The organism is Kitasatospora sp. CM 4170 (genome assembly GCF_032110285.1).
GTDB classification, from domain to species: Bacteria; Actinomycetota; Actinomycetes; order Streptomycetales; family Streptomycetaceae; genus Kitasatospora; species Kitasatospora aburaviensis.
Window position 1 is genome coordinate 8,503,437 of record NZ_CP134877.1, and the last position, 18,907, is coordinate 8,522,343.

Consider the following 18,907-nt stretch of genomic DNA (forward strand, 5'->3'; position numbering starts at 1 on the left):
CCCGGTCGGAAGGACCCGTGCGCGGGTACTACACTTGGTGCGGTTGTGAAGGCACCTCGTTCGGTGAGGCGTCGCCACGGACACAGGCCACTGACCCCACGACGTCGAGAGACGCCCAGGTTCAGGACAGGTCTCCCCGGCCTAAGGGGTGACCCCAAGTGGCTGCACCCGTCGGGTGCTACGCCGTGGCGTGCCAAAGCTCTGACGAGATCAGGGGTGCCCGCCCGACTCCCGCGGACGTGTACGCCCGCGGCCAATCGGTGCGGATCCTCCTGATGCCCGGTTACGGCGACCCGCTGTGCGGGCGCCCCGGCGGTGAGGAGGTGAGAGCTGTGGATTCCAGTAGTCCGGGCCGAAGTCGGCCCCGCCCCAGGACGTCCCCCTCATCTCCCGGCACCCGGCACCCCTCCTCCCGTACCGCTCCCACCCCCTGCCGCCGCACCGCCCGCCGCTGACCCCGGTGGGCGGGCGTCGTGCGGCCGGGCGCCGTGCGCGGTGGAGGCAGGCCGGGCGCCTCCCGCCCGCCCAGCCCCGGCGACCCCTACCCGTCCCCGGGAGCGGCGGCCACCGAACCGTGGAGGTACCCCGCCATGTCCGACTGGCGTGTGCGCGCCGTGCGCGCGAGCAGGCTCCCGTTTACCCGTCACGCCGCCATCACCCGGTCCGGCGAGGCCGCGCCGGCGCCCGAGCACTCGATGGACCCGCGGCCCGACCAGCCCGGCGAGCCGGTCACGCTGGAGCGCTCGCTGGTGGACGCGGCCGTCTACCACGACGGCCGCCGGATCGAGACGCCGTCCAGCCTGTCGGACATCTACCGGGAACTGCCGGGCAAGCCCGGCACGATGGCCTGGATCGGGCTGTTCCGGCCGGCCGAGTCCCAGCTCCTGGAGGCCGCCGAGCGGTTCAACCTGCACGAGCTGGCCGTCGAGGACGCCATCGTCGCCCACCAGCGGCCCAAGCTGGAGCGCTACGGCGACACCCTCTTCGTGGTGCTGCGTGCCGCCCGCTACCTGGACGACGTGGAGGAGGTCGACTTCGGCGAGATCCACCTCTTCGTCGGCCCGGACTTCGTCCTGACCGTGCGCCACTCGCAGGCGCCCGACCTCTCCGCCGTCCGCCGCCGCCTGGAGGCCGACCCGGAGCTGCTCGCGCTCGGCCCCGAGGCCGTGCTGTACGCGGTGCTGGACGCCGTGGTCGACGGCTACGCCCCGGTGATCGCGGGCCTGCAGCACGACATCGACGAGATCGAGACCGAGGTCTTCGGCGGCGACCCGCACGTGTCCCGGCGCATCTACGAACTCTCCCGCGAGGTCATCGAGTTCCAGCGGGCCACCCGGCCGCTGCTGGAGATCATGAAGAGCCTGGAAGCCGGCTTCGGCAAGTACGGCACCGACGACGAGCTCCAGCGCTACCTGCGCGACGTGGCCGACCACGCCACGTACGCCGCCGAGCGGGTGGACGGGTTCCGGCAGATGCTGCAGAACATCCTCACCGTCAACGCGACGCTGGTGTCGCAGCGGCAGAACGAGGAGATGAAGCAGCTCGCGGAGGCCGGACACGCGCAGAACGACGAGATCAAGAAGATCTCCTCCTGGGCGGCCATCCTCTTCGCGCCGACGCTGATCGGCACCGTGTACGGCATGAACTTCGACACCATGCCCGAGCTGCACTGGGCCTTCGGGTACCCGTTCGCGATCGGTCTGATGGCCCTCGTCTGCACCAGCCTCTACCTGATCTTCAAACGGCGCGACTGGCTCTGAGAGGGCGGTTCGTGAGTCTTTGAGGGGTTCTGTCGTCGACTTGTGGTGCGACGGAAACGGACATCCACCTGTGAACCGCCTTCTCGGTACCGAAGCCCCTGGCGGGGAGCCATGCGGCAGAGCGATTCAGCGGATCTGCGACATCACCCTCGCGTCACAAGGTTGATGTCGCAGACCTGCCAGTCCGCACTGCGCGGGGCCTGTTGAACTGATCAGGCAAACGCAGGCGCTTCACGGGACGGAATTCATGGCTTCGACAAATACCACCGCGTGTCACTCCGGCGAAGTCGGCTTACCGACTCGCTCTCCCCTGATCGGGTGGCTGGCCGTGAGTTCGGTCACGCTGGGAATCTTCTCGATCGTCACGACCGAGATCCTGCCGATCGGCCTGCTCACCACGATCGGCTCCAACTTCGCCGTCTCCGACGGGATGGCCGGGCTGATGATCACCATGCCCGGACTTCTTGCGGCCATCTCCGCACCCGTGGTCACCGTGGCGACCGCACACATCGACCGCCGTCTGATGCTGTGCGTGTTCATGCTCCTGTTGGCCGTGGCGAACTTCCTGGCCGCTGCGGCACCCGACTACTGGCTGGTCCTGGTCTCCCGTGTCATCGTCGGCATCGTCATCGGGGGCTTCTGGTCGATCGGCGCCGGACTGGCCGAGCGTCTGGTGCCCGCGGCGTCGGTCGGCCGCGCCACGTCGGTGATCTTCTCCGCAGTACCGCTGGGCTCCGTGCTCGGTGTACCGGCCGGCACGTTCATCGGGGACTTGGGCGGCTGGCGCACGGCCTTCGTCGTCATGGGTGCCCTCACAGTCGGTGTACTGGCCATGCTGCTCCTGGTCATGCCGTCGCTGCCGCCCAACCGGACGACCCGTCCGAGTGTGCTGCGAGGCATGTTCAAGAGTGTCAACGCGCGTTTCGCGCTGCTGTTGACCTTTCTGGTCGTGCTGGCGCACTTCGGGGCCTATACCTACGTCGGCCCGTTCCTGGAGCAAGTCACCGACGCCGGCTCGCAACTGATTACTGTCTTCCTGTTGGTCTACGGTGCCGCAGGAATCGTCGGCAACTTCCTGGGCGGAGCGGTGGTCACCCGCTACCCCCGAGCCACCTTCGGTCTCGCCGCCGGCATGATCGCAACCGTCACCTTGCTGTTGCCGGTCCTGGGGCGCTGGCAGATCGGCGCCGTCGCCCTGTTGATCGTCTGGGGCGTTGCCTATGGCGCCGTCCCCGTCTCCTCCCAGACGTGGTTCGCCAAGGCAGCCCCCGACGCGCCCGAGGCAGCGTCGGTGCTGTTCACTGCCTCCTTCCAGATGACGATCTCACTCGGCGCGGTGGCCGGTGGTGCCATCGTGGACCGGACCTCCCCGTCCACGGTCATGACGCTCGGCGGCCTTGTCGCCATGCTCGCGGTCGTGGCCGCATGGGTGCACTTCGCCCGCTGTCTGACGTGGCCGGACAACACCTGATGGCTCGCAGAGGCCCCGAGCGTTTGTTCCGGCGGGCGGCTCCTGGGTTGGTGTCTCTTCCCTGGTGAGACTGAAGCGGGGCTGCTGATCGCGCGGTTCGGCCGGCTACCGCCTCCTGGCGAAGCTGCCGGCGTCGTCCTCGGTGAGGACCCGCAGTCGGGCCTGCAGTTCGTCGATCTGTGTGCGGAGGCCGCCGGCCAGGGCCTGGGCGGCGGCCTCCTGGATGTCGAGCGCATCAAGCAGGGGCTGAATGGTCATGCGGTCACCGGCTCTCGAACCACCCTCCGAGACCCGGCGGCCCACGCCCGGCGGCCCCTCCGCCTGGACATCACAACTCGGCCTCACTACACGTCTGTTGGCTGGTGCGCGGTGCGCCCGGCGGGGATGCTCGGTGGACCTGGGGACGGCGAGGGGGGGCATCCGTGGGGCGGCGTGATGTGTCGGAGGAACGGGGCGGCGGCAGGCTGCGCCTCCTCCTGAGCCTGGTGGCGGCGGCGGCCGCCTTCGGCGGACTGCTCGGCCTCGGCGTCGCCCTGTGGGCCGTCATCTTCACGGACTGGCTCGACACGGCGATGGAGATCTACCACCACGGCTGCTTCCCGGTCTGGATCGGTGGGGTACCGGAGGGAGGCTGCGGCCAGTAGCCTTCCGGCGTCTACGGCGGCGATGTCGGTGGCCCGTGGCAGGGTGTTGCGCCATGGACACCGATGCATTCTGGGACGTCGTCGAGCAGTGCCGTCGCGCGGCGGACACCCGGGAGGAGCGTCTCACCTGGCTGGAGGAAGAGCTGTCGCGGCGGCCGCTCGCCGATGTCGTGCGCTTCCAGGTCCGCCTGGAGGAGGCTGTCGACGACGCCTACACCTGGGAGCTCTGGGCGGCGGCGGACCGGATCCAGGGCGGCTGGTGTTCGGACGACGGCTTCTTCTACTTCCGGCTCTGGTTGGCCGGTTGCGGTCGAGCGGCCTTCGAGCGGGCCCTCGGTGATCCGGACTCGCTCGCCGAGCTGCCGGAGATCCGGAGCCTGGCGGGCCGGCCCCGCTCCGACTGGTGCGAGACGGAGGAGTGGCCGGAGTGGGAGGAGCTGGACTACGTGGCGGAGAGTGCCTTCGCGCGGTTGACCGGCGGCGACGGGGTGGCGGCCGACGAACTGGACGAGGACGAGGTCTCCGACGCGTTCCTCGACGCCGTCGAGGCCGAGGAGAGCCGTCCCGTTGCGCCGGAGGCGCCTCCGAGGGGGGTGCGCTGGGCCGTGCGGGACGAGGCGGAGGCCGCGCGGCGTCTCCCCGCTCTGAGCGCGCTCTTCCCCGGCGACCCCCGCTTCACGCAGGACGACTGAGCGCCCGTCGGACCGACCCCGGCGGTCCCCGCTGGCCCGGCCCGGCGGGGCTACCGTGCCCGGCGGCCGCCAGGGTCGGCGGCGAGCCGGCGGTGCTCGGCCTCCGGGTCGGTCTGCACCCGGTACACGAAGTGCAGCCGCACCACGCCCTCACCGTCCGCCAGCCCGGCGATCGGCCCCTCGCCCGCGGCCAGCAGTCTGGCCGTGGGCCACTGCTGGGCCACCACCGCGAGCGCGGTCCCGTCGGCGGTCTCGGCGATCCAGGTGGCCCGGCCACCCGCGATCGACGCGAGGTAGCCGCCGCCGCGGACCGCGTCGAGAACATCCTTCACCGAGGCGTCGTCCGGCACCTCCCGCGCCTCGGCGTGGGGAGCCCACACGTCGTCACCCATCGCGACGCTGTCCCTGGTCAGTTCGACTCGCATGACGGCACCCTAGCCAGTGCCGCTCGACGGACGTCCGCGGGACCAGTGCACGCAGCTCGGCCGAGTCGTCCGGTGCGACCGGGGTGACTCCGGGAACGGCACCGCGCCGTGGCCGCGCCCGTGGCCAGGATCGCCCGGACGTCGGGGCCGTATCACCACCTCGTCACTGACCCCGACGCCCCTCCACGGCCTTGCGCGGAGCTGCACCGGGCCGCAGGCCGTCCACCGCGGCCGGATTGACAAAACGGCCTGTCACAGCGGCAGATAGGAGGCATGGCCAACGCCTCGCACGACGACCACGCCCACCGGACCCACCGCGCCCGCCGCAAGGGGGCTGCCCCGGATCCCGCCGCTCCGGCCTCCTCCGAGGGGGCGGAGCCGGGTGACGGCGGAGCCCTCAGCGACGAGCTGGCCGGCGTGCTGGAGTCCGTCGGCCCGCGGCTGCGCGCCCTGCGGCGCGAGCGCGGTGCCACGCTGGCCGGGGTGAGCGAGGCGACCGGGATCTCGCTCAGCACGCTCTCGCGCCTGGAGTCCGGCCTGCGCAGGCCCACCCTGGAGCTGCTGCTGCCGCTGGCCCGGGAGTACCGGGTGCCGCTGGACGAGCTGGTGGGCGCGCCGGCCACCGGCGACCCGCGGGTCCACTCGCGTCCGTTCACCCGCGGCGGCCAGACCTTCGTGCCGCTCACCCGTCACTTCGGCGGGCTGCACGCCTACAAGCAGATCATGCCCCCCGGGTTCCGGGCCGGTCCCGAGCTGGAGCCGAAGGTCCACGAGGGGCACGAGTGGGTGTACGTCCTGGCGGGGCGGCTGCGGCTGCTGCTCGGTTCGCAGGACCTCGTCCTGACGGCCGGTGAGGCGGCCGAATTCGACACCCGGATCCCGCACGCGTTCGGCAACGCGGGCACGCAGGCCGTAGAGTTCCTCAGCCTGTTCGGGGCACAGGGCGAGCGCATCCACGTCCGGGCGAAGCCGGGAACCTCCGTTCGTTAGCTGACAACGGGGGGTTCCGCGTCGGGCCCCACCGGGCCGTTCGGAGGGGGCCGAGGAATGAGCGTCGACAACACCGGGGAGACCGGCGGAGCAGGGGAGACCGGCCCGGCCGTGCCGCCGGCGGACCAGGGCGGGTCGGGCGGACCGGTCCTCGCCGTCGCCGCGGGCGACCCGGGCACCGGCACGGAGCCACCCGCGGAGTCACCCTCCGAGTCACGCACCGAGTCACCCTCCGGGGCGTCGACGGACGGTGGCGGCCGCCCGGCGCGGCGCAAGCGCCCGTTCTGGCAGGAGCTGCCGATCCTGGTGGTCGTCGCCCTGCTGCTCTCACTGGGCATCAAGACCTTCTTCGTCCAGGCCTTCTCGATCCCGTCGGGCTCGATGCAGCACACCCTGGAGAAGGGCGACCGGGTGCTGGTCGACAAGCTGACGCCGTGGTTCGGCGCCGAGCCGGAGCGCGGCGAGGTGGTCGTCTTCAAGGACCCGGGCGGTTGGCTGGAGGGTGCGCCCCACACGACCGACGACTCCTTCCTCGGGAGCATCAGGAAGGGGCTGAGCGTGATCGGTCTGATGCCGTCGGACGATGAGAAGGACCTGATCAAGCGGGTGATCGCGGTCGGCGGCGACACCGTCGAGTGCAACAGCGGCAGCCCGGTGAAGGTGAACGGCGTGGCGCTCGACGAGCCGTACCTCTTCCCCGGGGCGACGCCGTGCGGGGATGCGCCGGTCGGCACGGTGAAGGTGCCCAAGGACCGGATCTGGGTGATGGGCGACCACCGCAACAACTCCCGCGACTCCCGCTACCACGTCAACGAGCCCGGCGGCGGCTTCGTCCCCGTGGACAACGTGATCGGCCGCGCCTTCGTCGTGGCCTGGCCGGTGACGCACTGGGCCACGCTCCCGGTTCCGGACACCTTCGACCAGAAGGCCCTGGACCAGCGTGCGGGGGCCGGCGGGGCGGGGGTGCCCGGCGGCGCCGTCCCGGTGGAGGAGCTGCCCGCTCCGGAGGCCGCGGCGCTCGCGCTCGCCGTCCCGCTGGCCGTCCGGCAGCGTCGCCGCGCCCGGGCGGCCGACCGGCGGCGGCCGACCGGGACGTCCTGACCCGCTCCGATCGCCCCGATCGCTCTGATCGCTCGGATCGGCTGACGTTGCTCCCCTGCCGGACGACCGGTGGGGGAGCAGCCGTTTCCGCACGCAGGGCGTCCCTGGGCCCGGCGGTCCGGCCTCCCCGGGACGCCCCCGCCGACCGCTCCCGGCCGGCTGCCCATGCCGGACGCGGAGCAGGCCCCGGCGAGGGGTGCGCGGGTTCCGCCACGCCGTCCTCTACAGCGTTGTAGAGTCGGCGCGGTGTGCCGTTCGTCCGGCTGCGCGGCCACCCCGACGGCGGAGCGGTGGCCGGAACCGGAACGGAGGCGGAACCGTGGTGGAGAGCGGACGCGGCCCGGTGCCCGGCGGCGGAAGCGGCGCCGGCGGCCCGGGCCCGGTGGGCGCGATCGTGGCGGCGGACGTCGAGTGGGTGTACCAGCCGGTCGAGGTGCACTTCGCCGACGGCGACTGGGCGCTCGGACGGATCAGCGCCTGGTGGCGGGACGCCGCGGGCACGCGTTGGTGCCGTCTGCGGGTGGCCCGGAGCGGGCGACCGGCCCGCTGGGAGCCGTTCGACGAGTCCCGGGTGGTGCTGCTGCCGGCCGGAGGCCTCTGACCCGAACGGCGCGATCCGCCCTTCGATGCGCGGCCCCCGCCCCTGCCTGCTCGTGCGCCGCCGATCCGCCCTGCACCGTGCGCGGTTGCGGCCGGGTGCACCGTGTACGAATATTCACGGCAGTGTGCACCGCGCGCGACGGTACGGACACGTCGCCGCCGGCCACAGGCCCCCCAAGCCCACAAGCCATCAGGGAACCGCCATGCCGATGCTGCTGATCAAGGGTTCGTTCCACGTCTCCGCCACCGCCAAGCCGGACGGCGACACCGTCGCGTTCATCCCGGACTACGTCGGCGAGTGGAAGCTCGTCGAGGGCGGCCGCCCGCTCCGTCCCAAGGCCGACGGCCACATCAACGTCCGGCTGGAGGCCATCGACACGCTGGAGACCCATTATCCCGGCGCCAACGACCACGACGAGAGCCAGCCGCCGACCTACGCCCGCGCCGCCGCCGACGAGCTGCTCACCTGGCTCGGCTTCCGGGACATCGTGCGCCACGACGACCAGACCGTCAGCGTCACGCCCGACCGCGTGCCCGGCTACATCCTCACCCAGGGCGGCGACAGCAAGGGCCGCTGCGTGGCGCTGGTCGGCCGCGGCACGCCCCCGGGGCCCAGCGGGTACGAGATCAACGTCGACGAGGAGCTGCTGGCGAAGACCGCCAACCACCACCTGCTGGAGAAGGGGCTCGCCTACGCGACCTTCTACACCGGCTTCCCGTCAGACCTCCGCCGCTCCCTGATCGACCTGGTCCACCAGGTGCAGGCCGCCGCGCCGCCCGCGAACGGCCTCTGGGCGGTCGACGCGACGGTCAACGGCGCGAAGGTCACCTGCATGGACTCGATCACCAAGGACGTGGTGATCCTCCCCAAGCTGTTCCGGAGGCTCAAGGACTACCTGGACCTCGGCAGCAACGCGCTGGACGGCTTCCCGGCCTTCCTCGCCGGGGCCAACGACGTTTTCAAGATCCACGGAACCGGCAAGGAGATCCGCGGCCTGCACCACATCCTGGAGATCACGGACGGTCAGACCCTGCGGCTCGTCCACCCGGCGGAGGACCTGGTCTTCACGGAGGAGTGACCGAACGTCAGGTCCCGGAGAACATGGTCCGGGGAGACGATGAACAGCCCCCTACCTGCGGGATCTGCGCCGGAGGGGGCTTGTGCATTGGCGCCGGGCCGTCGCTGGCCGTCGGCCGGTCGGTTCGCCCCCGGGGCGGCCGACGCCCGTCGGGGCACGGTCCTGGCTGTCCGTTACGAGGTCGGCCTACACGCCGGCGGGCGAACTTCTGCCGGCGCCCGGTGCCACGCTCACGGACACCAGGAGTCGCCGCTATGGCTCGCCCGGGCCTCCGCCCTGTATCCGCGAGACGTCCAGGACACGGCGAGATGGGAGGTGGTGCCGTTGACCTGCTTGGTGAAGCAGAGGCCGAGCCGTTCGCCGGTCGGGTCTTGGCGCCAGGCGGGCTCGTCCGGCGCGGGCGGTGCCGGATGCCAGCCGTTGCGGGCGGCGGCCGCCCGGTAGTGAGCGACTATGTCAGCCCGCTGGGCGGGCGCGGTGTACCCCTGGGCGAAGTACGCGAAGTGGTCGTCGTCGTCGCAGCCGGTGACCGACTCGCCATTGGCCAGTGATCCTGGCGGGGTGGCGAGCTCCCGGACCTGGGAGGCCATAGGGTCTTGCAGCGCCGCATCCGCGAAGGTGCAGCCGTAGATCCCGCCGTCGAGGGCCCACCAGCCACCGATGGCGATGAGTGTGCCGAAGACCAGTCCGCCTGCAACGGTGGACGCTCCCACCCGAAGATCCTTCACGGGCGGGAGCGTACAGGCCGGCAGCGGGTTCTCCGCGGGTGGGGCGGTGTCGCGTTGGTGGGGCCGTCAGTAGGTCGGCTCGCCGGGTAGGAACAGCCGGTCGACGGCCTTCCGGGCGCGGTCCTGGCTGTTCGGCATGAGGTGGGCGTAGACCCGGAGCGGCAGGGGGGCCAGAGCGGGGTCGGAGCCGCTGGGTGGAGCCTGGTCGGGAGGGTGTCGCAGGCAGTTGTCAGGGCTGTTCATTCTCGTTTCCCTTCCTGGCCATCTTGAGGATCTTGATCTTCCAAGCCCTGGATGCGCGCCGAAGTCGCCCCGTAGATCGCCTTTCCAATTCGGCTGCGGCTCGCCTTTCCAGAGCTCGCCTTTCCGACTCGGACGGCGCGTAGTTGTATTGACTTCCTCCAACGTTGCTTAAACGGTCCCGAGCGTCGTGCCTCGGTTTGGATTGAGGGCCTGGAGGCGGACCCGATGGCTCGTCGGGGTTGGCGCTGGGCCATTCGCCTTGATCGCTCATTGAACCCCTCCGAGGGTTCGGGTCATTTAGGCAGGACGGATATCCATACCACTAGGGCAACCTCGACTAAGAGGAGATGGAGCCCGGCTCTGTAGTATCGAGACAGCTTGAACAGGATCGCCCGGTTCCCATCGGCCTTCCTGATCATCTTCCGTGTGATGGCTCCCTTCACTTGGGCTGCGCTCTCGCTGTAAGGGGATTGCAAGAATTCCTTGCCGCTGGGGCAGAAGTACCAGATCCTGGGCTTCGGGATGAGTATGGCAAGTGCGCCAATGATTAGCGGTGTTGCTATCAGTAAGGTGGTCAAGGTGATGAGAAGCCAGCTCCTGGAGCCGTCATTGCTGATGAAGCCGAGAGTGGTGGAGAATGATGTAATCAGCGTGGCGATTGACAGCAGGCCGCTCGCTCGGTTTCGCAGATTTGTGAGGCTGGCGTCCATCATCTGCAGCATTCGTATGGCCGCCTGGAAGCTAACTCTTCCCTCTGGTCGCTGCAGAGGTTTTCGACCCCTTCCGGGGTTGTTTCCCTGCCGGCTCTCGTGAATCTGCGCCAAAAGCTCACGGCTTGATTGTCTCTCCCGTGGTGGATCTTTGCCTCTGGGCGGGGAGGTGGCTGCTGTGGGTGTCCGGCGAGGCCGGAGTCGCCACGCTCAGCCACCGGAAGTCGGTCGGGCGATGTCCTCTGCTGCTCCAGCTGCGTGGCATGAGACCGCGGGGCCGTCCGGGCCATCCGAGGGTGGCCGACGCTGACAGACGACGGCCGGCGCTGAGCCCTCCATCCCTTGTGCCGCATGGTCGGCTCTCCGGGTCTGCGGCACCGGAACAACCACGCCTGAGCCCGTCCGTCAGGAGTGGCGGTGGCCCGGTCCGTCCGAGCTGTCCCAGGCCACCTGATCGGAATTGGCCCTGGTCGGTGCTCCCGTGGCCGCCCGAGGATGGACGGCATGAACGACTTCGACCGCGACCACCGCGCCCCCGCCCCCGGCCACCACCGCGACCCCGCCGACGACCGGCGCCCCGGCCCGGACGCCCACCGCAACCTCGACGGCACGCTGCGCCGCGAGAGCCGGGCCGTCCACCCGCCCGTCGTGGAGGTCACCGGAAGCCGCCCGCTCGGTGTGCCGCTGTACCAGGGCCACCTGTTCGCCTTCGAGGACTCCGCCTCCCTGGTGGACGCGTTCGGCGGCCCGGACGGGGCCTTCCTCTACAACCGGCACGGCAACCCGACCGTCCGCTCACTGGAGAACGCCGTCGCCGGGCTGGAGGGCGGGGCGGGCGCCCTCGCGACCGCCTCCGGCATGGCCGCGATCAACACCGTCCTGCTCGCCCTGCTGCGCTCCGGCGACCACGTGATCGCCCAACGGAGCCTCTACGGTGGCACCTTCGCGATGCTCGCGGACCTCGCCGACCGCTGGGGCGTGCAGGTCACCCACGTCGGCGGCGACGACCCCGCCGAGGTGCGGGCCGCGCTGCGTCCGAACACCCGGCTGCTGCACCTGGAGACCGTCTCCAACCCGACCACCCGGGTCACCGACCTGCCGGCCCTGCTCGCCGTGGCCCGGGAGGCCGGGGTGGTCGGCGTCGTGGACAACACCTTCGCCTCCCCGCTGCTCTGCCGGCCGATCGAGCACGGCGCCGACATCGTCGTCCACTCCGCCACCAAGTACCTCGGCGGGCACGGCGACGTCCTGGCGGGCATCGCCGTCTTCGCCGACGCAGAACTGCACCGGAGGGTCTGGCACCACGCCGTCGAGCTGGGCGCCTCGGCCGATCCGTACGCGGCCTGGCTGACCCTGCGGGGTCTGCAGACGCTGCCGCTGCGGATGCGCCGCCACTGCGACTCGGCGCTGGACCTGGCCCACCGGCTGGCCGTCCACCCGGCCGTCTCGGCCGTCCACTACCCGGGCCTGCCCGGGCACCCGGACCACGAACTCGCCCGCAGGCTGCTGCCCGAGGGCCAGGGCGGCGTGCTCTCCTTCGACCTGGCCGGCGGCCGGGAGGCGGCCCGCACCTTCACCGAGTCGGTGCGGCTCGCGGCGCTCGCGCCCTCGCTCGGCAGCGTGCAGACGCTGATCCTGCACCCTGCCAGCACCTCGCACCGCCAGCTCGACGACGCCGCGCTGGCCGCCGCCGGCATCAGCCCCGGCACCGTCCGCGTCGCGGTGGGCGTCGAGCACCCGGAGGACCTCTGGTCGGACCTGGCGCAGGCGCTCGCCAAGCTCTGACCCCCGTCCGCGGACGCGAACGGCACGGCGCTACGCCCCGCCCCCGCTCTCGGCCTCCCACTGCGGGTGCTCGCTCCGCGCCCAGGCGCGTCCCACCGTCCCCGTGCGCATGCCGCGCCGGGCCTCCGGATCGCGCACCGCCATCCAGATGTGCCCGGCGGTCACCACCAGGACGGCCGCGGCGATCCAGTCGTGGACGAAGGTCGCGCCGGTCCGCCACGAGGGCGGGGCGAGATGGGTGAGCCACATCAGCAGGCCGGTACCGATGGTCACCGGCATCGCCCCGAGGGTCCACTGCGCGTACAGCTTCTGCCCGGCGTTGAACTTCCCCGCAGGGCGGTCGGGTGTCCTCGTGCGCACCGCGCGCAGCCACGCCCGGTCCGCGGCGGTGAAGCGGCTCAGCCGGGACACGTCCGTCCGGACCGCCCGGAAGGCGAGACCGAGCAGCAGCGGTACCGGCAGCGCGAGGCCGCACCATACGTGCACGGTGACGACCAGGCGCCGGCGCCCGACCAGTTCGGCCAGCGGCGGCAGGTAGAGGCAGGCGGCGGTGGCCAGGCAGGTCAGCATCAGGGCGGCGGTGGCGCGGTGCACCAGGCGTTCGGCCCGGGTGAAGCGGAGCAGGCGGTCAGACGGTCGGGGCATCGTCACGTCCGTTCGACCGGCCCACCCAGGCATCGACGTCGTAGCCGTACTGCTCCCAGTAGCCCGGCCGGACCCGGTCGGTGACCGTGATCGAGGACAGCCACTTGGCCGACTTGTAGAAGTACATGGGCGCGACGTAGAGCCGCACCGGGCCGCCGTGGGAGTGCGAGATCGGGGCGTCCTGGAGCTTCAGCGCGACCAGGACGTCCGCGCGGCGGGCCTGCTCCAGGGTGAGGCTCTCGGTGTACTCGCCGTCGAAGCAGCCGAAGCGCACCGCTGCGGCGCCGGGCCGTACGCCTGCGGCGTCCAGCAGGTGCGCCAGCGGCACACCCTCGAACGGTGTGGCCGGTACCCGCCAGCCCGTCACGCACTGCACGTCCCGCACGAGCCGGCTCTGCGGCATTGCCAGGAGGTCGGCGAGGCGGTGGCTCGCCGGGCGCTCCACCAGCCCGTCGACGGTCAGGGTGTAGTCGTCGGGGCCCCTGGTCGGCACCGACGAGGCGACGGAGTAGTACCGGAACCCGCCGCCGGCCGGGAGCAACCCGGTGAGGCCGGTGGGGTCCTTGCCGGCCACGGCGTCCTGGGCCCGCTGGAGGTACGGGCCGGCCGCGACGCCCGCGACGCCGAGCCCGAGCATGCCGAGCACCACCCGGCGGCCCACCGGGGTGCCCTCGGGGTGTTTCGCAGTTCTGTCCACGGACCCGATTCGACCAGGCCCGACCGGACCGCCGCCAGGGGCGGGACCGGGCCGTCAGCCTTTCGTCACATCTCCGGTCGCGCACCGCACGCTCCCGGGGGCCGTGCGGCACCGGCGGGCCACCCGGCCGTCCGGCGAGCACGGTTGCCCGGCGAGCACGGCTGCCCGGCTCGTCCGCGGGCGGCGGCCGAGCCGGGCGTCGTTCAGTGCGAGAGCCCGTCAGGCCGCGGCGAGATCGGCCGCTCCGAAGGTGACGGAGAACCGCTGGCACCAGATGACGGTGCTGTGGAAGGCGGTGAGGTCGGTGCCGGCGGGGACGGCGTAGTTCTGGTTGCCGTGGTTGCCCTTGAGCTTGCCGAGTTCGAGGGGCTTGTCGCCCAGGTCGTCCCGGCGGGACCGGTCGGCGGGCAGGGCCGAGAGGTAGACGCGGACGTCGGGGCCCTCCGAGGTGTCGAGGCCCTCCAGGCGCAGTACGGCGGAGCCGTCGGCGAGGCGGACGAGGCGTGCGGTGCCGGTGGTGGTGTGCTCGCCGGACCGGAATCCGCCGCGGGCGAGGTCGACGGGCCCCGCCGGGGCGGACGTGGCCGCCGGGGCGGGGCCGGGAACCGGCGCGGCGGTGGCCGAAGGCCCCGGGGCGGTGGTCATGACGGCCGCGGGGGCGGGCAGCGCCTCGTCCACGGTGGTGTCGGTGAAGGCCTTCCAGGGCTGGAAGACGTAGAGGCCGAGTCCGGCACCGAGCAGGACGAGTGCCGCCGCGGCTGCGAGCGCGGGGCGGAGGAACCGGCCGGCGCGGCGCGGGGTGTCGGACATCGTGGGCTCCCGTGGGCAATGGTGGCGCGTGTACGGAGCCAGATCTATCCCGGCGCGGCGACCGCTGACCAGGGCGATCGGGCCCCGGTCACAGACCCGTAAGGGTTCGGCTCCGCCTGCACGCGACTGCCCTGCCCTGCGCCCTGCCCGCCTTGCGTGCTGTACGCCCTGCGCCCTGCACTCCCTGCGCCCTGCCCGGGGACGCGGACCGGCCGCCGCCGACGGTGCAGCGGCCGGCCCGGTGCTCTCCCCGGTGGCGACGGTGCCGGTCGCGACCGGGAAGAGCGCCGGACCGGCGCGCTCAGGGTCGGGGAACTCCGCGGCTCAGCGGCTCAGTTGACGAACACCGCGGGGCTGCCGGGCTGGGAGGTGTCGGTGACCGGGCCGTAGGTGGCGGAGAAGTAGCCGTCACCGGGGCAGAGGACCGAGCCGCCGCTCTTGGCGAAGTGTTCGTTGCGGAAGGCCAGGCTGTGGGCCGCGTTGTCCGCGTTGCCGGTGAACGCGCCGCTGAGCTGGTAGGTGCAGGTGATGGTGCCGAACCAGCTGTTGAGCACGGCGGTCGCCTGGATCGGCCCGGCGGCGCCGCCGGTGAGGGTGACCGGGAGGCCGGGGGCGTCGTCGACGGCGAGACCGTAGGGGAGGTTGCCGACGGTCAGGCTCCGGACGGAGGTGACACCGGTGACGTTGCTGGTGCACGTCCCGAAGGTCAGCCCGGTCAGCGACTCGGTGGCGACGCCGGGCGCCGCCGGGTTGCTCACCGCCTTGGCCGAGAGCTGGGATACGGCGCAGGTGACGCCGGTCGTGCTGGTCGCGGTCGAGTAGAAGGTGGCGCGGGTACCTGCGGCGAGCGGCGCGGCGAGCGAGTCGCCGGCGGCGACCGCGGCTCCGCCCGCGCTCCCGGTGGTCAGTACCGGGGTGGCGGCAGCGGGGCCGGCCGTCGCGGACGCGGGGACCGCGCCCAGGGCGAGTGCGGCGACCGCGGCGGTGAGGGCAAGGTGGCGGCGAAAGCGCATGGGGGAAGCCTCTTCCTCGGTGAGGGGGACGAGAAGACGACCGTTCGCTGCTCCCGGAGGTGGGGGGATCGGGGAGCTGACTACGTTGTAGAGCCGTGTCCATGCACCGTCAAGATTGCGGGCGGAACTTCGGGAGGATCGCGACGCCCGCCCGGCGTCGCCCCGAATGCTGCACCGCCAGACGCCAATTGACTTGACGTCAGATATCCGCAGCTCGCTGCAGGTGCCGGCCGGGCGGTGCCGGCCGGCGTGGTCGGCGGGCGAGGGGTCAGGCGGCGGACGCCGCGGCGGTTTGGTCGAGGTGGGCCTGGACGTAGGGGACGGCCAGCCCCTCCAGCGCACCGGGCGCGCCGAAGGCGGGGTGGACGTTGATCTCGAAGACGACCCCGCCGCTCTCGGCGGCCAGGTCGAGCCCGGCGTACGGCAGGCCGACGGCCTCCGCGGCAGCGGCGGCCAGCTCGTGGAGGTGGCCGGGGAGGGCGTCGGGGGCCAGCGGGGTGGAGGTGGCACCCTGGGCGACGTTGCAGGGCGCGTCGGAGTCCGGCTGGATGTGCTCGGCCACCCAGATCACCCGGCCCTGCAGCACCACCACCCGGTACTGGTGGCGCAGGCCGTCCGGGTTGAAGTTGCGGGCGTCGCTGGTCAGCAGCCAGCGCTGCCCCTCGGCGGCGTAGCGCCGGGCCGCCTGCCGGAGCAGGGCCTCGTCGGTGACGTGGAAGACGTCCTGGCCGCCCATCCCCGACACGGGGCGCGCCCACACGTCGCCGCCCAGCTCGGTGAAGGCGTCCAGCGCCGCCGCCTCCCCGGCGTCGGGCGGAAGGCAGAGCGAGGGCATCTGCGCGACGCCGGCCGCCGCGAACGCCTTCACCATCGCCTCCTTGTCGCTTGCGGTACGCCAGGCACCGGCGCCGGTGCCGAGGCACGGCACCCCGGAGCGGGCCAGCACGTCCTGGAGCGGCTCCAGTGCCGGCCGGCCCGCCGGCGGTATCTCGTAGACGACGACGGCGGCCGGGTTCACCACCCGCACGCCGTCGGCTTCGAGGACCAGCCGGTCCGCCACGATCTCCGCCCGGCCGGGACCGGACGGGGTGAAGTCCCGCGCGTCCAGGCATATCGGCTCAGACCCGGTCAGGCGGTGCACGGCCTTCGCCAGCGCCGCCCGGCTCCCCTCGGTCTCGCCCTGATCGGTCATCAGTACTACTGCATCCTTCAACACGGGCACATCAAACCGGCTCGACCGCGATTGATCAAAACGCCGCCGTCGCCCGCGGCGGCCGGGTGGCTCGGGCACCGGTCGAGACGGTGCCGGGCGAGGGCGGCGGCGGACGGGGGTGGCTCCCGACGGGGGTGGCTCCGGACGAGGGCGGCTCCGGCCGTCGCGGACCGGGACGCCTGCGGCGCGGGCGGGCCGTCGGGCGGGCGCGCGGGCCGCCCGACGGCCGGGTCGGTGCCGGCGGTGGGGCCGAACAGGTGCTCGCGTACCCTGTCGCCTTGCCATCGGGCCTGGTGGCGCACGGGGAACGATTTCGGACAGGAGCACAGGGTGAGTTCGGCTGACACGGGGGCGATACCTTCGGCGCGCGGCGGGAGATTCCGCGCGTGGCTGCTGGAGGGCTTGTCCGACATGGCGAAGCAGCACCCGGGCCCGCACGCCCAGACGCCGGTCGAGCACAAGGGCGCCCGCTGGTGGCGGGTGATGTGCCTGACCGGTCTGGACTACTTCTCCACCCTCGGCTACCAGCCCGGCATCGCCGCCCTGGCGGCCGGTCTGCTCTCCCCGGTGGCGACCATCGTGCTGGTGATCGTCACGCTGGCGGGCGCGCTGCCGGTCTACCGGCGGGTGGCCAAGGAGAGCCCGCACGGCGAAGGCTCGATCGCCATGCTGGAGCGGCTGCTCTCGTTCTGGAAGGGCAAGCTGTTCGTCCTCGCCCTGCTGGGCTTCGCGGCGACCGACTTCATGATCACCATCACCCTCTCGGCGGCCGACGCCACCGCGCACCTGGTGGAGAACCCGCACCTGAGCAGCGCATTGTCGGGCAAGCAGGTGCTGATCACGCTGCTGCTGGTCGCCCTGCTCGGCGGTGTGTTCCTGAAGGGCTTCAGCGAGGCGATGGGCCTGGCGGTGGCGCTCGTCGGCGTCTATCTCGCACTGAACGTCGTCGTCGTGGTGAACGGCCTCTGGCACGTCCTCCAGGCCCCGCACGTGGTGACCGACTGGTCCGACGCGCTGACCGCCGAGCACGGCAACGTGTTCGTGATGATCGGCGTCGCCCTGGTGGTGTTCCCCAAGCTGGCCCTCGGCCTCTCCGGCTTCGAGACCGGCGTCGCCGTGATGCCGCACGTCGAGGGCGACCCGGACGACACCGAGGAGAAGCCCACCGGACGCATCCGCGGGACGCGCAAGCTGCTCACCACGGCCGCGCTGATCATGAGCGCGTTCCTGATCACCACCAGCTTCATCACCACCCTGCTGATCCCCGAGGAGGCGTTCCGGCCCGGCGGCGAGGCCAACGGCCGGGCGCTCGCGTACCTGGCCCACGAGAACCTCGGCAGCGCCTTCGGCAGCGTCTACGACCTCTCCACCATCCTGATCCTCTGGTTCGCCGGCGCCTCCGCGATGGCGGGCATGCTCAACCTGCTGCCCCGCTACCTCCCCCGCTACGGCATGGCCCCGCACTGGGCCCGGGCCGTGCGGCCGATGGTGATCGTGCTGACCCTGATCGGCTTCCTGGTCACCTGGATCTTCGACGCCGACGTGGACGCCCAGGGCGGCGCGTACGCCACCGGCGTGCTGGTGCTGATCAGCTCCGCCGCGATCGCGGTGACCATCGCCGCCCACAAGGCCCGCGAGCGCAACTGGACCGTCGGCTTCGCCGTGATCGCCGCGGTCTTCCTCTACACCACCGCGATCAACATCGCCGAACGCCCCGACGGCGTGAAGATCGGGGCCTGCTTCATCGCCGGCATCATCCTCGTCTCGCTGCTCTCCCGCCTGCGGCGGGCCTTCGAACTGCGCGTCACCGACGTCACCTTCGACGAGGCCGCCGAGCGTTTCATCCGCGACTACACCCACCGCCCGCTGCGCCTGATCGCCAACGAGCCGAGCAGCCGCGACCTCGCGGAGTACCAGGAGAAGAAGCGCCAGATCCGCGCGGACAACGACATCCCGGCCGAGGACGACCTGGTCTTCGTCGAGGTGACCGTCCGCGACCCGTCCGAGTTCGAGGCGGCACTGACGGTGCGCGGCGAGGTGCTGCACGGCCGCTACCGCGTGCTGTCCCTGGAGAGCTCCAGCGTCCCCAACGCCCTCGCCGCGCTGCTGCTGTCGATCCGCGACCGCACCGGGGAGCAGCCGCACATCTACTTCGAGTGGACCGAGGGCAGCCCGTTCGCCCAGTTCTTCCGGTTCTTCCTGCTCGGGCAGGGCGAGGTCGCACCGGTCACCCGCGAGGTGCTGCGCGAGGCCGAGCCCGACCGCTCGCGCCGCCCCCGCGTCCACGTGGGGTAGGAGGGC

General features: G+C 72.0%; 20 protein-coding genes and 1 riboswitch. Of the genes, 10 read left to right on the top strand and 10 right to left on the bottom strand.

What is annotated here, in order from left to right; translation table 11 throughout:
• The first annotated feature begins 48 nt into the window (after positions 1-48).
• Positions 49-220: riboswitch (M-box (ykoK) riboswitch) on the top strand.
• Between the two features lie 370 nt (positions 221-590).
• Together RMN57_RS35495 and RMN57_RS35500 are read left to right on the top strand one after the other, a co-directional pair.
• The gene (locus tag RMN57_RS35495; protein WP_313767409.1) at positions 591-1,760 is read left to right on the top strand and encodes a magnesium and cobalt transport protein CorA; all 1,170 of its coding nucleotides are present in this window, start codon (positions 591-593) and stop codon (positions 1,758-1,760) included.
• 247 nt (positions 1,761-2,007) lie between these two features.
• The gene (locus RMN57_RS35500; protein WP_313767410.1) at positions 2,008-3,231 is read left to right on the top strand and encodes an MFS transporter; all 1,224 of its coding nucleotides are present in this window, start codon (positions 2,008-2,010) and stop codon (positions 3,229-3,231) included.
• Positions 3,232-3,336: 105 nt separating this feature from the next.
• Here the strand turns inward: RMN57_RS35500 and RMN57_RS35505 are convergent, their stop codons facing one another.
• On the bottom strand, positions 3,337-3,489 hold the full coding sequence (locus RMN57_RS35505) for a hypothetical protein (protein ID WP_313767411.1): 153 nt from the start codon (positions 3,487-3,489) through the stop codon (positions 3,337-3,339).
• A 179-nt stretch (positions 3,490-3,668) separates the two neighbouring features.
• On the opposite strand from RMN57_RS35505, the gene RMN57_RS35510 reads away from it, so the two are divergent.
• Positions 3,669-3,875, top strand: coding sequence for a hypothetical protein (locus RMN57_RS35510; protein WP_313767412.1), 207 nt, complete (start codon positions 3,669-3,671; stop codon positions 3,873-3,875).
• A 53-nt stretch (positions 3,876-3,928) separates the two neighbouring features.
• Complete coding sequence (locus RMN57_RS35515; RefSeq protein WP_313767413.1) at positions 3,929-4,567, top strand: DUF4240 domain-containing protein; 639 nt, start codon at positions 3,929-3,931, stop codon at positions 4,565-4,567.
• A 50-nt stretch (positions 4,568-4,617) separates the two neighbouring features.
• Here the strand turns inward: RMN57_RS35515 and RMN57_RS35520 are convergent, their stop codons facing one another.
• Positions 4,618-4,992: a hypothetical protein gene (locus RMN57_RS35520; RefSeq protein WP_313767414.1), complete on the bottom strand. Its 375-nt coding sequence runs from the start codon at positions 4,990-4,992 to the stop codon at positions 4,618-4,620.
• A gap of 273 nt (positions 4,993-5,265) precedes the next feature.
• On the opposite strand from RMN57_RS35520, the gene RMN57_RS35525 reads away from it, so the two are divergent.
• The 4 genes from RMN57_RS35525 (at position 5,266) to RMN57_RS35540 (ending at position 8,762) form a co-directional block, all read left to right on the top strand.
• On the top strand, positions 5,266-5,982 hold the full coding sequence (locus tag RMN57_RS35525) for a helix-turn-helix transcriptional regulator (RefSeq protein WP_313767415.1): 717 nt from the start codon (positions 5,266-5,268) through the stop codon (positions 5,980-5,982).
• A gap of 57 nt (positions 5,983-6,039) precedes the next feature.
• The gene (lepB, locus tag RMN57_RS35530) at positions 6,040-7,083 is read left to right on the top strand and encodes a signal peptidase I (protein ID WP_313767416.1); all 1,044 of its coding nucleotides are present in this window, start codon (positions 6,040-6,042) and stop codon (positions 7,081-7,083) included.
• 319 nt (positions 7,084-7,402) lie between these two features.
• On the top strand, positions 7,403-7,684 hold the full coding sequence (locus RMN57_RS35535) for a hypothetical protein (protein WP_313767417.1): 282 nt from the start codon (positions 7,403-7,405) through the stop codon (positions 7,682-7,684).
• Positions 7,685-7,886: 202 nt separating this feature from the next.
• Complete coding sequence (locus RMN57_RS35540) at positions 7,887-8,762, top strand: nuclease (protein ID WP_313767418.1); 876 nt, start codon at positions 7,887-7,889, stop codon at positions 8,760-8,762.
• 230 nt (positions 8,763-8,992) lie between these two features.
• Here the strand turns inward: RMN57_RS35540 and RMN57_RS35545 are convergent, their stop codons facing one another.
• The 3 genes from RMN57_RS35545 to RMN57_RS35555 form a co-directional block, all read right to left on the bottom strand.
• Positions 8,993-9,490 (bottom strand): hypothetical protein, encoded by a 498-nt coding sequence (locus RMN57_RS35545; protein ID WP_313767419.1) that lies wholly within the window; start codon positions 9,488-9,490, stop codon positions 8,993-8,995.
• Between the two features lie 66 nt (positions 9,491-9,556).
• Entirely contained in the window at positions 9,557-9,733 is a 177-nt protein-coding gene (locus RMN57_RS35550; protein WP_313767420.1) for a hypothetical protein, read from the bottom strand.
• Between the two features lie 293 nt (positions 9,734-10,026).
• A complete protein-coding gene (locus RMN57_RS35555) occupies positions 10,027-10,446 on the bottom strand; it encodes a hypothetical protein (protein WP_313767421.1) in 420 nt (139 codons plus the stop codon).
• Positions 10,447-10,947: 501 nt separating this feature from the next.
• On the opposite strand from RMN57_RS35555, the gene RMN57_RS35560 reads away from it, so the two are divergent.
• Positions 10,948-12,228, top strand: a complete 1,281-nt coding sequence (locus tag RMN57_RS35560) for an aminotransferase class I/II-fold pyridoxal phosphate-dependent enzyme (RefSeq protein WP_313767422.1) — start codon at positions 10,948-10,950, stop codon at positions 12,226-12,228.
• A 30-nt stretch (positions 12,229-12,258) separates the two neighbouring features.
• On the opposite strand, the gene RMN57_RS35565 is transcribed toward RMN57_RS35560, so the two are convergent.
• The 5 genes from RMN57_RS35565 to RMN57_RS35585 all read right to left on the bottom strand — a co-directional run bounded on the left by RMN57_RS35565 (position 12,259) and on the right by RMN57_RS35585 (position 16,585).
• On the bottom strand, positions 12,259-12,873 hold the full coding sequence (locus RMN57_RS35565; RefSeq protein WP_313767423.1) for a cytochrome b/b6 domain-containing protein: 615 nt from the start codon (positions 12,871-12,873) through the stop codon (positions 12,259-12,261).
• Entirely contained in the window at positions 12,857-13,510 is a 654-nt protein-coding gene (locus RMN57_RS35570) for a molybdopterin-dependent oxidoreductase (protein ID WP_313768071.1), read from the bottom strand. Before RMN57_RS35570 ends, RMN57_RS35565 begins: the two co-directional genes overlap by 17 nt.
• Before the next feature lie 279 nt (positions 13,511-13,789).
• Positions 13,790-14,380 (bottom strand): DM13 domain-containing protein, encoded by a 591-nt coding sequence (locus tag RMN57_RS35575; RefSeq protein ID WP_313767424.1) that lies wholly within the window; start codon positions 14,378-14,380, stop codon positions 13,790-13,792.
• Between the two features lie 332 nt (positions 14,381-14,712).
• Entirely contained in the window at positions 14,713-15,393 is a 681-nt protein-coding gene (locus RMN57_RS35580; RefSeq protein ID WP_313767425.1) for a Tat pathway signal sequence domain protein, read from the bottom strand.
• A 268-nt stretch (positions 15,394-15,661) separates the two neighbouring features.
• A complete protein-coding gene (locus tag RMN57_RS35585; RefSeq protein ID WP_313767426.1) occupies positions 15,662-16,585 on the bottom strand; it encodes an alpha-L-glutamate ligase in 924 nt (307 codons plus the stop codon).
• A 432-nt stretch (positions 16,586-17,017) separates the two neighbouring features.
• Between RMN57_RS35585 and RMN57_RS35590 the strand changes: the two genes are divergently transcribed.
• On the top strand, positions 17,018-18,901 hold the full coding sequence (locus tag RMN57_RS35590; protein WP_313767427.1) for an amino acid transporter: 1,884 nt from the start codon (positions 17,018-17,020) through the stop codon (positions 18,899-18,901).
• Positions 18,902-18,907 lie beyond the last annotated feature (6 nt).